Raw genomic sequence first — 15,348 nt, 5'->3', positions numbered from 1 at the left:
GACATCAAGAGAGCGGTAGCCTTTTTTAGGATTTCAGCTTCCATCTCCATGCGCTTGATCTTGGCTTTTAGCTCCTGGATCTGGCGCTGATCGTCAGTAATCGCCTTGGTGCCTTTAACTGGCTGGCCCTCGCGTTCCTTACGAACCTGATCAACCCAGCGCCGTAAAGCGGTGGGTCCGATGTCCAGCGATGCACAAACTTCTGGTACCGGGCAGTTATCATCAAGCACCATGCTGACAGCATGCAGCTTGAACTCGCGGGTATAGACCTTTCTTTCGTTCATGGAACCTCCAAGTTGGCGAAATCATATCGCCCTTAAGAGGTGTCCGGAATTATTAGGCCAGTTCAGCTTGCTCGCGATGACAGTGTATCCGCCGAAGATGCATCGACAGGCGGACCGCTATCGCGAGCAAGCTCGCTCCCACAGGTTTGGGTGTCGCTCATTCAAAGGTGATTGCGCTTGGCAAACTCCGACAACCCCACCAAGGATTGCAGCCCCAGCTTTTCCAACAGACGGCTCTTGTAGGTGCTGACAGTTTTTGGACTCAGGAACAGGCTTTCAGCGATGTCCTTGCCGCGCATGCCCATGGCCAGCATGCGCAAGATGGACAGCTCGCGGGTGGAGAGGCTTTCCAGGGCTTGTTGTTCGCTGCGTTGCTGGAAATCCAGCCTGACGGGCATCTGGGGGAAATAGGCATAACCGGACTTCAACGCCTGGATGGCCTTGGTCAGTTCCTTGAGATCGCTTTTCTTGGTGACAAAGCCCCGGGCCCCGGCCGAGATGCAGCGGTTGCAGAAGTGCTGCGCATCCTGGGACGTGAACACCAGCACGCTGCATTCAGGAAACTGGGCCATGATCCAGACCAGCAGGTCCAGGCCATCGAAGCCGTTCATCACCAAATCCAGGATCACCAGGTCTGGTGCGCTCTCCTTGATAACGCCCCTGGCATCGGCCGCGCCGCTGGCGTCCCGGATGCGGGTGAACGCCTCATTCTGACAAATGAGCCGCAGCGCCCCTCTAATGACAGGGTGGTCATCCACGATCAACACGTCTTTCAAGGCAGCTCCCCAAAACAATACAAACGGCACCGGCGCCATGACCGCACCGGACTCTTGCACAAGTGCCAGGCCCTGCCACCTGTCAAACCTGACAGTACGGACCAACGGCCTGGTTCAGCGTCCATGACCCTGCCTGAGGGGGCGAACCCATGGTTGCAACGGCTCATGGATAGGAGGGTCGACCCGCTCCATCAGGCGTCTCAGTGACGCGAGATCAGGCAGTGGCGCCTGGCTCAGATGCACGTTTGATCGACTCGCCACAGGCACCGGCGACTGACTCGCCGGTTGCGCGTTGTAGATCATACCGTGACGAATCTGCGGGTTGTAGATCACAAAATCGTGCAGGTCCAACGCCCCACCCGCCAACGCCCCGTTGACGACAATCAGGTCGAACGGCTCGCTGCCGTACTCCACCAGCGTGAGCAGTTCCTGCAAATGGCTCACGGGGACAATCCGGTGGTAGCCCTGTTGGTTGAACAGACGCTCCAGCACGATTCGATAGGTCTGTTGTGGGTCGGCAATCAGGATACGAAGTGCTTTGTTCGGCATGGCAAGCTTTCCAATAGCAACGCGCCAGGTAGGCACCGGCTCAAGAACATTCAGGGCGCTCAGGCTAGAGGAAGCGTTTGAAGGGCGATGTAGGACTAATCCTAAAATAAGGACAGACACAGCCCCTATGGCGAGGGAATTTATCCCGCTCGGCGCTTTGGGCGTTGGCGAAGCCTGCGATCTTTTGATCGTTCGCTTGGGATTCAAGGGTCTTTGGAAAGATCGCAGCCTCGTTTCACTCGTCAGCTCCTACGGTTCATATAGTTCATATAGCTTCTATAGCGCCTATTCCTCCAGGTGGGTTTTCAGTCGTTCCGCCAGGTGCTCGATGGCTTGGCGAAGGTCTTCCACGGCTTCGGCGAACAGCACCGTGTCGTTCCCTCGACAAGCGCTTTCCAGCGCCTCGCAGGCGGCGATCAGGCGTTGCGCCTGGATGATCCGCGCCCCGCCCTTGATCCGGTGCGCCAGGTCCGCCAGGCCCGGCAAGTCCTGTCGGGTGGCCAAGTCCAGCAGCCGCGCTTGATCTGCGGCATTGCTGCTGACCAGTTCCTCCAGCAACGCCCTGATAGCGCTCTTGTCGCCACCGGTCAGTTGCTCCAGCCCGGTCAGGTCGAGACCATCGCTGGACTGGGGCGCCCGCGCATCCGGCATGACCGAAGCCAGGCACGCATTGAGTGCCTTGAGGCCGATGGGCTTGAACAGGCAATCGTCCATTCCGGCTTCGGCGCAGCGCTGCTTTTCCTCGGGCTGGGCGTTGGCGGTGAACCCCAGGATCACCACCGGCGACAGGTTGCGATCGCACTCTTCGGCGCGAATGGTACGGGCCAGTTCGTAGCCGCTCATCAAGGGCATGTTGCAGTCGGTGATGACCACATCGAAGTGTTCACTGCGCCAAGCCTGCAGACCCTCGACACCGTTCTGCGCCTCCCGGACACGATGGCCCAAGTAGCCCAATTGCTGGGACAGCAGCAAGCGGTTGGCCGGGTAGTCATCGACCACCAGGATACTCAGCGCCGGGACCGGCAGCAGCGCCTCGACCTCGGCAGGTGCCGCCGGCAGTGCATCGAGCAAGGGCAGGTCCAGCAGAACCTCGACCTGCGTACCCTCCCCCGGCACGCTGCGCAACACCAGGGTGCCGCCCATCATTTCGCACAACGTCCGGCTGATGACCAACCCCAGCCCCGAACCGCTGCGAGCCGATTGCGGGTGCTGGCCGGCCTGGGCAAAGGGGCTGAACAGGCGGCGCTGATCCTCGGGGGAAATACCGCAACCGGTGTCCTCCACCCGCAGGCAAAGTCCCAGGCGTTCGTGCCCAGGGGCCGGCTCGCCGCGCACACTCAGGCGCACTTCGCCCTGGTCGGTGAACTTGATGGCGTTGCTCAACAGATTCGAGACGATCTGCTTGAAACGCAATGGATCAATCAACACGTCGCGGTCGATCCCGGCATCCAGCCCCCAATGCAAGCGCAGGTGTTTCTGCCAGGCCAGGCCCTCGAAAATCCGCGCCACCGACTCGATCAACGTGTGCAGATTGGCCCGTTGCGGCGCCAGCGACAACTTGCCCGACTCGATGCGGGCGATGTCGAGGATGTCGCCGATCAGATCCAGCATGCCATGGGCCGCACCCGACGCGACTTCGATGGCGAATCGGTCGACGATGCCTTGGTCGGCTTTTTTCAGGGCCAGCTCCAGCAGGCCGATCACCGCATTCATCGGCGTGCGAATCTCATGGCTCATGGTCGCCACGAAGGTGGTCTTGGCCCGATTGGCCTCGTCGGCGCTTTCCTTGGCCACACGCAGCTGTTCCAACAGCCGTCGCAGATAAATGCCCCAGCCCAACGCCACCAGCAACAGCAACGCAGCAATGGCGAACCCTTGGAGAATCGTGGTGCGGTTGCGCAGCCAATAACTGTCGTCGATCACCACTTCACTGCGCCAGCGGTTGGTCAGCTCGTCCATTTCTTCCGGGGAAATACTCAACAGCGCCTTGTCCAGGATCGAGTAAAGCTCCAATGCGCCCCGGTTCGTCGCCAGGGCAATGTGCGCGGGCAAGGTGCCCACGGTGCTGGTGACTTGCAGCGTGTCGCGGTACTGACGAGAAATCATGTAGCGGGCGCTGATCAGCGGATTGATCGCAGCGTCTGCCGTGCCGGCGGCGACCATGGCCATGGCGTCCGCCGCATTCTGCGCCGCCACCAACTGCACGCGGGGGAATTGCTCCAGCAGGAACTCGCGCAGCACGTTGCCACGCACCAGCGCCACGCGCTTGCCCGCCATCTGGTCCAAGGTCAGCGCCTTGGCCCTGACCGGCACCACCAACACGAACGGATTCGTCAGGTACGGTCGGGTAAAGCGCAACTCGTCCTCGAGTTCGGCGCTGGGGATGGCGGTTGCCAGGACGTCGGCCTTGCCGCTCTTGATCTGGCCGATCAAATCATCAACCGAATCGCCCCGCTGCACATCGAATTTCAAACCGGTGCGTAAGCTGATCCGCGCCAGTACATCGGCGCCGATGCCGCGCAAATGGCCTTGCTCGTCGAAGAACGTCAGCGGCAGGAAGTTTTCATTGGCGGCGACTTTGATGCGTGGGTGGGCGTCCAGCCAACGCTGTTCGTTGACGCTGAAATGCAGCGCCTGCTGACCGGGCATGCTCGCCCCGCCGGCGCTCCAACGCCGCAGGATGATCATGCGTTCGCTGGCAGGAATGGCGTGCAGCGCGGCATTGACAATGCGCAACACGCGCCCATTGTCGCGACTGACCGCAAAGGCGAATGGCTGCACTTCCATACGCGAGAAATCGGCCAGTTGCACGTTGTTCAGGTAGTTCTTGCTGATCAGGTAGTTGGAACTGATCGAATCCCCCAGGTAGACGTCGGCCTGACCAAACGCCACGGCGCCGATGGCACTCAAGGTCGAGGGGAACAGTTGCAAGGAAGCCTCGGGATAAAACCCCTTGACCGTCTCTGGCGGCAAATAGTGATACAGCATGGCCACCCGCTTGCCCGCCAGGTCCGTGGGCAAGTCCTGGCTGTCGTCGATGCGCGCCACCAGGGTGGGCAGGTCATCGGCATAGGCCTGGGACATCGCCAGGTCCGGATCGGCAGCTTCGAAGCCGTTGGCGGTGCCGAGCAGGTCGATCTCACCGCCGCGCAGGGCCTGGAGCGCTTCGGCGTGGGACGGATAGCGCTGGACCTGCACCGTGACGTGCAAAAGTTGCCCCAGCAATTGCGCATAGTCGGCAGTCAGGCCTTCGTAGTCGCGACCATTGCCAGTGATGCTGAAAGGCGCATAGTCCGGCGCCGAGGCACCCAGCCGCAACGTGCCCTTCTGGCGCAGCCAGGCCCAGTCGGCAGCGTCCAGGGACACCGCATAGTCATCCACGTTGGAGCGCCCGAGCACCTGCAACGACTCAGGGGTCGCGCCTACCGGTAGCGCTACGCTCAATGAGCCCAGCAACAGCGCCACCAGGCCTGTGCGTAAAAGCAGCATCATCTGGTCAGGGTGTTTCGCTTGGCGTGGTCGGCCCGGCGCACCACCGACCTCAGTCAGGGTGACCGGTTGGGGGTTCAGACTGCCAATACGAGGGAACAGCGAACCGTCGATGCGCCTGTCCAACAGACGCATGACATGAGTGTAGGAAGTTTCTGAAGAATTTCCTGCGAGTGACCAGAGAGAGGACCTATGACCTGTGGGAGCGAGCTTGCTCGCGAAGGCGTAGTGTCAGCCACTTCAATATTGGCTGAACTGACGCCATCGCGAGCAAGCTCGCTCCCACAGGGGTTGCGTTGGCTGATGTGACTCGCTCCTACAGGGCCTATACAGCGGCCAACAGCATGTCGCGTACTGGACGAGCCTGTCCGCGATTGTTCCCATGCTCATAGAGCGAGCCGGCAATCTCATCGGCACGCACCGGCAGGATCGACAACAGCGTATCGCTCAGGCCATGGCTGGCCTGGCAGAAGCCCTGCATGTAGATCGCCGCCTTGCAGCGCTCGTCGGTAAGCAGCTTGTAGTTGCGATCCACCTCGAAATCCCCCAGGTACTGCGCCAGCGGCTCCAGCAGGGTGCGGTGCATCTGCCGCTCGTAACCGGTGGCCAGCACCACGGCGTCATAACGGCGTACCGTCAACTCGCCGGTGGCGTTGTTGCGCACCGCCAGTTCCACGCCGGCGGCGGTGGCCGTGGCCTTCTCCACCGTGGTGAGGGTGCGGAATGCATGACGGGCGATGCCAGAAACTTTCTGACGATAGAAAATCCCGTAGATACGCTCGATCAGGTCGATGTCCACCACCGAATAGTTGGTGTTGTGGTACTCGTTGACCAGGCGCTCGCGCTCGCTGTGGGGTTGCTGGAACACCAGGTCGGTGAACTCCGGCGAGAACACTTCGTTGACGAACGGGCTATCGTCCGCCGGCTTGAGGGCCGAGCCGCGCAGGATCATGTCGACCTGTACCGAAGGGAAGCTGTCGTTGAGGTCGATGAAGGCCTCGGCCGCGCTCTGCCCACCGCCGATGATGGCGATCTTCATCGGTTGGCCCTTCACGCACGGCTGACCCGCCATGCGTTCCAGGTACTGGGAATGGTGGAACACCCGCGCGTCATCCTTGAACGCCTTGAACGCGTCGGGAATGCGCGCGGTACCGCCGGCGCTGACCACCAGCGAGCGCGTGGTGCGGACCAACTCTTCGCCCTGGCCGTCGCGGGAAATCACCCGCAGCGCTTCGACCTGCTGGTTGTGCAGCACCGGTTCGATGCGCAGCACTTCCTCGCCATAGCGGCTCTGTGCGCTGAAGTGTCCGGCCACCCAGCGCAGATAGTCGTTGAACTCCATGCGGCACGGATAGAAGGTGCCGAGGTTGATGAAGTCCACCAGGCGGCCATGGTGCTTGAGGTAATTGACGAAGGAATACGGGCTGGTGGGGTTGCGCAGGGTCACCAGGTCCTTGAGGAAGGAAATCTGCAACTCGCTCTGGGTCACCAGGGTGTTGCCGTGCCAGCGATAGTCGGCCTGCTTGTCGAGGAACAGCACGTCCAGTTCACCCTGGACCGGCCCCCGCTCCTGCAGCGCGATGGCCAGCGCCAGGTTCGAAGGGCCGAAGCCAATGCCGATCAAGTCGTGAACGATGGGCGATGCAATTGCCTGTGTCATGTCCAGTGTCCTCTGGAAAAGCCCCTCAACAGGGCACGAAAAGCCTGGGGAACCTGACCGGCACTGAAGGCGCCGGCAAGTCGTCTGTTGAGAGGAACGAGGACAGTGAAAAAAAATTTACCGCCGGGTGACCGGCGACGATCGAATCAGGGCGCGTCCCACTGACGCACGCGAACGCGGCAGTGTTTCATGGCGTTGACGATGTGCTTTTCCACCAGTGCCCGGGAAATGCCCAGGCGCTCGGCGATTTGCGGGTGGGACAGGCCTTCAAGCTTGCGCAGCAGGAAACTCTCGCGGCACAGCGGCGGCAGCTCGGCCAGGGCCCGTTGCAGCATGTCCAGGCGCTGGCCATGGTCGAGACTGGTGTGGGGCGATGGCGTGAAGAAGCGCTCTTCGTTGTCCAGCACATCCAGGGATTCGACCTGGCGCAGGACGTTGCGTCGATGCCCGTCGATCACCAGGTTCAGCGCCGTGCGGTAGAGGAACGCCCGAGGCTGTTCGATGGGTGTGTCGCTGGCACGCTCCAGCACCCGCACATAGGCGTCATGCACCACATCCTCGGCCGCCTGGCGGTTGCCTAGCCTGGCGTTCAGGAAACACACCAGCTCGCGATAGTAGTTTTCCAACATGACTCCCGTGCGCAATGGCCGCGCCAGCTATCCCTGTGCCACTTCGGCATGCCTGAAAAGGGCATGGCACGATAATGGCAGATTCGATCGCGTAATTTATAGTAATTCTCATATAGATTTAAAGTGTTGGTTTGTATCGGGGTTGATTCGTTCAGTTGAAGAGGCGCCGGCCCTGGCTTTTGTGGCGAGGGGATTTATCCCCGCTGGGCTGCGAAGCGGCCCCAAACCAGTCCACTCAATACATCTGATACACCGAGGCGCTGGCTTTTTTTGGGGCTGCTTCGCAGCCCAACGGGGATAAATCCCCTCGCCACAGATAAATCCCCTCGCCACAACATCACCTGACTTGGCGATTGAGTTGTCCTCCCTTCAACCTGCTACCAAGTGTTTCAAGCCAGTAAATTCCCGTCCAAAGCGCTCGTTTACCAGAACAGCCCCCCGTCCCTGCCCTTCCTGGGACGGGCCCGATATCACCGGCCGGAACCCTGCATGAAACGTCCCCGCCCTACCCGACGCGCCTGGCTTCTCACCTTCGCCCTGCTTCCGGCCGTGGCCTTCGCCGCGTGGCAAGCGGTGGTGCCCAGCCGCGCGCCCCTGGTCACCGCGCCCGTCACCCGTGGCGATATCGAAAACAGCGTCACCGCCCTGGGCACCTTGCAACCGCGGCGTTATGTCGACGTCGGCGCCCAGGCGTCCGGGCAGATCCAGAAGATTCACGTGGAGGCCGGCGACGAGGTGCGCGAAGGCCAACTGCTGGTGGAAATCGACCCGTCCACGCAAAAGGCCAGGCTCGACGCCGGGCGTTTTTCGATCGAGAACCTCAAGGCCCAGCTTCAGGAACAGCGCGCCCAGCACGACCTGGCGCAGCAAAAATTCCGCCGCCAGCAACAACTCAAGGCCGGCGGCGCCACCCGCGAGGAAGACGTGCAGACCGCCCAGGCCGAAGTGCGGGCGACCCAGGCGCGCATCGACATGTTCCAGGCCCAGATCCGCCAGGCCCAGGCCAGCCTGCGCAGTGACGAGGCCGAGCTGGGCTACACGCGCATCTACGCGCCCATGAGCGGCACCGTGGTCGCCGTCGGTGCCCGGGAAGGCCAGACCCTCAACGCCCAGCAGCAAACCCCACTGATCCTGCGCATCGCCCGGCTGTCGCCGATGACGGTCTGGGCCGAAGTCTCGGAAGCCGACATCGGCCACGTCAAGCCGGGCATGACCGCCTACTTCACCACCCTGGCCGGCGGCAGCCGGCGCTGGAGCAGTACGGTTCGCCAGATCCTCCCCGTGCCGCCGCGGCCGCTGGAGGCCAGCCAGGGCGGCAGCCCCACCGGAGGCCGCAGCGGCAGCGAGCGGGTGGTGCTCTACACCGTGTTGCTCGACGTCGACAACGCCGACCGCGCGCTGATGACCGACATGACCGCCCAGGTATTTTTCGTCGCCGCCCAGGCCAAGGACGTGCTGACCGTGCCCATCGCCGCCCTGCAGGAAGCCGGTCAGGTGCAGGTGCTGGCCGACAATGGCGACGTCCAGCCACGCACCGTTCGCACCGGCGTCAGCGATCGGCTGCGCACGCAGATTGTCGACGGCCTGCGCGAAGGCGACCGGGTGCTGATCGGCCCCGCCAGCGGCAGCGGAGGCTGAATGAGCACGCCCCTGATCGAACTGCGGGACATTCGCAAGGCCTACGGCGGTGGCGACAGCCCTCGGGTGGAGGTGCTGCGCGGCATCGATTTGTCCATTCACGCCGGGGAATTCCTGGCGATTGTCGGGGCGTCCGGCTCCGGTAAATCCACCCTGATGAACATCCTCGGCTGCCTCGACCGCCCCACCAGCGGTGAGTACCGTTTCGCCGGCGAAGACGTCGCCGGCCTGGGCAGTGACGAGCTGGCCTGGCTGCGGCGCGAAGCGTTCGGCTTCGTGTTCCAGGGCTATCACCTGATTCCTTCCGGCACCGCCCAGGAAAACGTCGAGATGCCGGCCATCTATGCCGGCACCTCGGCCGCTGAGCGCCACGCCCGGGCCAGCGCCCTGCTCGACCGCCTGGGCCTGGCCAGCCGCACCGGCAACCGCCCCCATCAACTCTCCGGTGGCCAGCAGCAGCGGGTGTCGATTGCCCGGGCCTTGATGAACGGCGGCCACATCATCCTCGCCGACGAACCCACCGGCGCCCTCGACAGCCAGAGCGGCATCGAGGTCATGGCGTTGCTCGACGAACTGGCGAGCCAGGGCCACGTGGTGATCCTGATCACCCATGACCGCGAAGTGGCGGCCCGGGCCAAGCGCATCATCGAGATCCGCGATGGGCTGATCATCAGTGACAGTGCCCCCTCTTCGCCACACGAGGTGCACGCCAATCCCAAGGCCCTGCAAGCCGTGGACCTGCGCCAGCGCCTGAGCGCCGGCAGCGAACACAACGGCGCCTGGAAAGGTGAGTTGGTGGACGCGGTACAGGCGGCATGGCGGGTGATGTGGATCAATCGCTTTCGCACCGCCCTGACCCTGCTCGGCATTGTCATCGGCGTGGCCTCGGTGGTGGTGATGCTGGCCGTGGGCGAAGGCAGCAAGCGCCAGGTCATGGCCCAGATGGGCGCGTTCGGCTCGAACATCATCTACCTCAACGGCAGCGCGCCCACGCCCCGAGCCGCCAAGGGCATCATCAGCGAATACGACCTGGCCGCCCTCGCCGACCTGCCCGAAGTGCAGCGCATCATGCCGGTCAACGGCGCCGAAGCCAGCGTGCGTTTCGGCAACCTCGACCACACCAGCTACGTCGGCGGCAACGACACGAATTTCCCGGCCATCTTCAATTGGCCGGTGGCCGAGGGCAGTTACTTCAGCGACGCCGATGAACGCGGCGCGGCGGCGGTGGCGGTGATCGGCCACAAGGTCCGGCAGAAACTGCTCAAGGACGTCGCCGACCCCATCGGCCGCTACATCCTGATCGAGAACATGCCGTTCCAGGTGGTCGGCGTACTGGCGGAAAAAGGCGCCAGCTCCGGGGATTCGGACGCCGACAATCGCATCGCCGTGCCCTACTCCGCCGCCAGCGTGCGGTTGTTCGGCACGCGCCATCCCGAATACGTAGTGATCGCCGCCCGGGACGCGGGCAAGGTCAAGGAGGCCGAACAGGCGGTCTCCCGTACCTTGTTGCGCCTGCACGACGGCAAGCAGGATTTCGAGCTGACCAACAACGCCGCGATGATCCAGGCCGAGGCCCGCACCCAGGGCACGCTGTCGCTGATGCTCGGGGCCATTGCGGCGATTTCGCTGTTGGTGGGCGGCATCGGCGTGATGAACATCATGCTCATGACCGTGCGCGAGCGGACCCGGGAGATCGGTATCCGCATGGCCACCGGCGCCCGGCAGCGCGACATCCTGCGCCAGTTCCTCACCGAAGCGGTGATGCTCTCGGTGGTCGGCGGGCTCGCTGGTATCGGCCTGGCCCTGCTGGTGGGCGGTGCCTTATTGCTGGGCAAGATCGCCGTGGCCTTCGAATGGCTGGCAGTGTTCGGCGCCTTCGGCTGCGCCCTGGTCACCGGCGTTGTCTTCGGCTTCATGCCCGCCCGCAAGGCCGCCCGCCTCGACCCGGTCGCGGCCCTCACCAGTGAATGAACCCCACCCTATGAAAGCGCACCTGACCCTCCTGGCCGCCAGCCTGTTGCTGGCGGCCTGCGCCACCCCTGCGTCGGCACCGGACAGCGGCATCCAACCGCCACCGGCCTGGCAGCACCTCGATACGCCCAGCGCCCAAGCGGATAACCAGCAATGGTGGACGCACTTCGGCAGCCCGCCATTGAACCGCTTGATCGAACAGGCGCGCCGGGACAGCCACGACCTGGCCGCCGCCATGGCCCGGGTGCGCCAGGCCCAGGCCAGTGCGGTGATCGCCGGGGCGCCGTTGCTGCCAGCGGTCACGGCCGGGCTCAACGGCAATCGCCAGGAATTGTTGCACGGCAAAGGCTACAGCCAGCTGGACGTGGATCGGGACAACCGCACCATCGACTACTACGACGCCAACCTCAGCGCCACCTATGAGCTGGACTTCTGGGGCGGCAAGCGGGCGGCCCGGGACAGCGCGCTGAGCACGTTGTCGGCCAGCCAGTTCGACCGGGCGACCGTGGAGTTGACCCTGCTCAGCGGCGTCGCCAACAGCTACACCCAGGCGCTGTCCCTGCGCGAACAACAGCGCATCGCCGAACAGAACCTGGACAACGCCCAGCGCGTGCTCGACCTGGTCCAGACCCGCTACGACGCCGGTAGCGCCACGGCCCTGGAACTGTCCCAGCAAAAAAGCCTGGTGGCGGCCCAACAACGCCGCGTGCCCCAAGTGCAGCAACAGGCCCGGGAGGCCGTGATCACCCTGGCAACGCTGCTGGGGCAACCGGTGCAGTCGATCAGGCTCGACGACGACAGCTTCGACCGCCTGCACTGGCCCGCCATCGACGCCGGCGTGCCCAGCGAACTGCTGCGCCGCCGCCCGGACATCGCCGCCGCCGAAGCGCGCCTCGCTGCCGCCCAGGCCGACATCACCGTGGCCCGCGCCGCCATGCTGCCCACCATGACCCTGGGCCTGAGCCTCGCCACCGGCGCCGACATCGCCGACCAGTTGCTACGCAACAACGTCTACAACCTCACCGCCGGCCTGGCCGCCCCGATCTTCAACAACGGCCGCCTGAGTGCCGAACGGGACAAAGCCACCGCCCGCCAGGAGGAACTGCTGGAGCTCTATCGCGCCGCCATCATCAACGGCTTCGCCGACGTCGAAAAAGCCCTGAACGGCATCCACGGCCTGGACCAGCAACGGCAATGGCAAAGCGAAGAACTGCACCAGGCCCAGACCGCCTTCGACATCGCCCAGCGCCGCTACCAGGCCGGCGCCGAAGATCTGCTCACCGTGCTGGAAACCCAACGCACGCTGTACGCCGCCCAGGACATGAACGTGCAGTTAAGGTTGGCGCGGGTACAGGCGAGCGTGGCGTTGTACAAGGCGTTGGGTGGGGGTTGGCGGGTGATGTAACGCCACCCCAGGTTCTCAAGCCAAGCCACACACACCTGTGGCGAGGGGATTTATCCCCGCTGGGCTGCGCAGCAGCCCCCAGAGCCGGCACCTCGGTGTATCAGGTGTATTGGGGGTAGCTGATTTGGGGCTGCTACGCAGCCCAGCGGGGATAAATCCCCTCGCCACAGATAATTCCCCGCCCAATAAAGGGTGTTCGGCTTTGGTTCTGTTTATCCGGCCATGTAGGACTCCCGAGTGAGGCTACATCGCCTTGCGCCGTTACCTACAACTGCGCCAGAATCCGCCGGCTTGTGCGCCTGGCTCGTGGCTTTTACTGTTTCCGGGTCGCTGATTTCAGCGATCGGGTTTGGTAGCCCGCGAGTCAACTAGGCGCAAGCGCCACCTCCTGCAGACGCTCTCTCGGTGTCTGTTTCATGGTGGCCGTGCGCAGGGCGTCTTCGGGCGCGCCGGGTTCCTAGTGCTCCGGTCTACCAACCCGCGTACGGCCGCCACCCAATCGTTTGGTAGCGATGGTGCCGGCTCCTGAAAATGAATACTAGGAGTTACGCCATGTTCAAGATCACCCCCAATCCTCCCGCAGACGATTCCAAAAAACTCGACGAAGCCGCCGACCGCGCCCTCGCCTTTTACCTCGACCCCAAACCCGGAAAACCCAACCCACCACCGGGCCAGTTGTTCACCGTGGCAGAAGGCGCGGACATGGAATGCCTGCTGGCCAACCTCAGCGAGACCCTCGCTTCGGTCAACGTCATGGCAAGCGAGCAGGCCTTTGAACTGGAAGGCCCGCGGCGCCATTTTGCGCTGGGCATCCAGCAAATGATCGAGTTGGCAGAACTGTTGGCAAACCGCGCCTTGGACATCGCCGCGCCACGCTAAAAACCTTCATAACAATCTCAAGCCAAATGACACCTGTGTATCCCCGCTGGGCTGCACAGCAGCCCCAAACCGGCTCACTCAATACCCCTGACACACCGAGGTGCCGGTTCTGGGGGCTGCTTCGCAGCCCAGCGGGGATAAATCCCCTCGCCACAACAGTGTTCATCCAGTCAGAAAGGTTAAACGGGCTTGCTCTTGAGATTGCGCGCATACCACGGCCGTTGCGGAACCCGGCGGAACAGTTCGGAGAGCTTTTTGTCATCGCTGCCGAAGGTGATGCGCAACGCCAGTTTCATGGTTTCCGGGTCCATCTCCACCGAGCGCCCAACCTGCAGCCCTGGGGTGGTGCTGCAACCGTGGGTGTCCGGGCCCAGCCAGGGGTCGGCGATTTCGACCCAGCGGCCCGGGGCGAACCAGGGCACGCCGTTGACCTCGAGCCGGCTCACTTCCCCCGGGTGGAAACGCTCGTGGGCGCGGAACCAGTCTTCGAGGCGGTCGTCGATCCAGCCGTGGAAGGCCCAGAACACCGGGCTCACGTGGGAAGAAAACGGATCGCCGAGAAAGTCATTCTCCGGGGCGTACCAGCGCTGGGCGAAGTCCGCCGGGTCGCGGGCGAACGGCACCGGGTGGCCGTTGGACGGGTCGCGCGGCACCGAGGCCCAGCGCATGTGCAGCCAGTCGTGCAGACCCAGTTCCACTTCCGAACCAAACTGACCCAGGGTCAGTTTCGACAGGTAGCGCGGGTCGCGGTAGCGCGATTCCCAGACCTGGAAATTGCTGTGGTAGGTCTCGGCGGCCTTGATGTCGCTGACCCACTGGGCGTACTGCTCGTCGCCATCGGCCAACCAGGTCGGCGGCAAGGACGTGCCATCGTGGTTATCGAGGTAGCGGGCGAACCCAAGGCGATCGCGTTCCAGCTCCGGTTGCGGCAAGGGAAAGCGCGGCCACGACGGCAGCGCCTGGAACGATCGGGCGGTGCCGAGCATGTGCCGGTGCATGAAAAAGAAGTCCACGCCCGAGCCATTGCGATCCTTGCGCGGCCCGCGGGCATCACGCTCCCGGTCCCGTGGGCCGGGCTGCCAGCCGATGCCGCGCAGGGCATTGCGCTTGTCTTCGTCCAGGGTGTGCCATTTGTCCCGCGAGGCGTGCCAGAGCTGGTGGAACAGCCGATGCTCGGGCGACACCAGCCAGGCCAGCAGCGCCGGGCTCAGCGGCGTGCGCTCCCGCGCCTCGGGAAAGCGCGGCTTGACGGCGATGAAATGATTGTCCTGCTCAGGCAACGCCAAGGGACGGTCCAGGCGCAACACCCGGCCGCTGAGGGTGGCGCTGCCGGCATTGCCGAAACCGGCCCAGACTTCGTCCAGGGTCATGATGAATTCATAGTCCGGCGCGTCGTGCCGAGCCCCCGTCAACCGCCAGCTCAGTTGTTTCGGGTCGGTTCCGGCCAGGTCGCCCAACACCCGATAACGCGGTTCATCGGCACCGCGCAAGCGTTCGGCGCTGTCGAGGTAACCCACCAGGCCACGGCCCCTCTGGCCGATATCGAGGAAGATCTGCAGATCGTCCTGCGGCAGGCCTTCGAGACCGGCGTCGCGGCCGGTGAAACGGATCGTCCAGATGCCCCGCAACGTATCGGCCCGGCGCTGGCCCGCCACGTCCGCCACGTCGAACGAGGCCTCGCCGGGGGTAATGGTCGGGTCCGGCCGGGTCAGTTCGCGATGCCCGTAATACACCGCAGGCACGGCGGCACCGGTCAGCGCCAGGCCTGCCATGAACCATCGTCGAGAAATCGTCATTGCCTTACCTGTGTCCAGCCCGGGAGCGGGCTTTATCCAAGCTAGAACGAGGGGTGGGCTGACAAATTTATAGGGAGGCAGCGGAGGCCTCATCGCGAGCAGGCTCGCTCCCACAATGGATTTGAGTACATTCCCAAAAATCAGGTTGGTTTCAAGGCCGCCTTCGCGAGCAAGCTCGCTCCCACAGGTTGAGCGCATTCCAAATTGTGGGAGCGAGCTTGCTCGCGATGGCGGCCCCGAGAGCGCCTAAATTTCCCGTCCGATCACTCGTT

General features: G+C 63.6%; 11 protein-coding genes. 4 read left to right on the top strand and 7 right to left on the bottom strand.

What is annotated here, in order from left to right:
• From BLP82_RS24520 to BLP82_RS24495, 6 genes are all read right to left on the bottom strand, one after another.
• The coding region (locus BLP82_RS24520) for a transposase (RefSeq protein WP_139197929.1) at window positions 1-284 on the bottom strand (284 nt) is incomplete at its 3' end.
• Window positions 285-445: 161 nt separating this feature from the next.
• Window positions 446-1,060: a response regulator transcription factor gene (locus tag BLP82_RS24515; RefSeq protein ID WP_092174176.1), complete on the bottom strand. Its 615-nt coding sequence runs from the start codon at window positions 1,058-1,060 to the stop codon at window positions 446-448.
• Between the two features lie 114 nt (window positions 1,061-1,174).
• Window positions 1,175-1,609 (bottom strand): PleD family two-component system response regulator, encoded by a 435-nt coding sequence (locus BLP82_RS24510; RefSeq protein WP_092174170.1) that lies wholly within the window; start codon window positions 1,607-1,609, stop codon window positions 1,175-1,177.
• Window positions 1,610-1,894: 285 nt separating this feature from the next.
• Window positions 1,895-5,101: an ATP-binding protein gene (locus BLP82_RS24505; protein WP_092174173.1), complete on the bottom strand. Its 3,207-nt coding sequence runs from the start codon at window positions 5,099-5,101 to the stop codon at window positions 1,895-1,897.
• 322 nt (window positions 5,102-5,423) lie between these two features.
• Complete coding sequence (locus BLP82_RS24500) at window positions 5,424-6,758, bottom strand: lysine N(6)-hydroxylase/L-ornithine N(5)-oxygenase family protein (RefSeq protein ID WP_092174167.1); 1,335 nt, start codon at window positions 6,756-6,758, stop codon at window positions 5,424-5,426.
• A 146-nt stretch (window positions 6,759-6,904) separates the two neighbouring features.
• Window positions 6,905-7,387, bottom strand: coding sequence for a sigma-70 family RNA polymerase sigma factor (locus BLP82_RS24495; protein WP_092174164.1), 483 nt, complete (start codon window positions 7,385-7,387; stop codon window positions 6,905-6,907).
• Between the two features lie 489 nt (window positions 7,388-7,876).
• Here BLP82_RS24495 and BLP82_RS24490 point away from each other — a divergent pair, with 489 nt between their 5' ends.
• From BLP82_RS24490 to BLP82_RS24475, 4 genes are all read left to right on the top strand, one after another.
• Window positions 7,877-9,025: an efflux RND transporter periplasmic adaptor subunit gene (locus BLP82_RS24490; RefSeq protein ID WP_092174161.1), complete on the top strand. Its 1,149-nt coding sequence runs from the start codon at window positions 7,877-7,879 to the stop codon at window positions 9,023-9,025.
• Entirely contained in the window at window positions 9,026-10,996 is a 1,971-nt protein-coding gene (locus BLP82_RS24485) for a MacB family efflux pump subunit (RefSeq protein ID WP_072412322.1), read from the top strand.
• 10 nt (window positions 10,997-11,006) lie between these two features.
• The gene (locus BLP82_RS24480) at window positions 11,007-12,401 is read left to right on the top strand and encodes an efflux transporter outer membrane subunit (RefSeq protein ID WP_092174158.1); all 1,395 of its coding nucleotides are present in this window, start codon (window positions 11,007-11,009) and stop codon (window positions 12,399-12,401) included.
• A 552-nt stretch (window positions 12,402-12,953) separates the two neighbouring features.
• On the top strand, window positions 12,954-13,280 hold the full coding sequence (locus BLP82_RS24475; RefSeq protein ID WP_092174155.1) for a DUF6124 family protein: 327 nt from the start codon (window positions 12,954-12,956) through the stop codon (window positions 13,278-13,280).
• A gap of 179 nt (window positions 13,281-13,459) precedes the next feature.
• On the opposite strand, the gene BLP82_RS24470 is transcribed toward BLP82_RS24475, so the two are convergent.
• A complete protein-coding gene (locus tag BLP82_RS24470) occupies window positions 13,460-15,076 on the bottom strand; it encodes a pyoverdine maturation tyrosinase PvdP (RefSeq protein ID WP_092174152.1) in 1,617 nt (538 codons plus the stop codon).
• Window positions 15,077-15,348 lie beyond the last annotated feature (272 nt).

This window comes from Pseudomonas sp. NFACC37-1, from assembly GCF_900101575.1.
Lineage (GTDB): Bacteria > Pseudomonadota > Gammaproteobacteria > Pseudomonadales > Pseudomonadaceae > Aquipseudomonas > Aquipseudomonas fluorescens_AA.
Note: the sequence above shows the minus strand (reverse complement) of the source record. Positions and strands in the feature narration are given on the sequence as shown.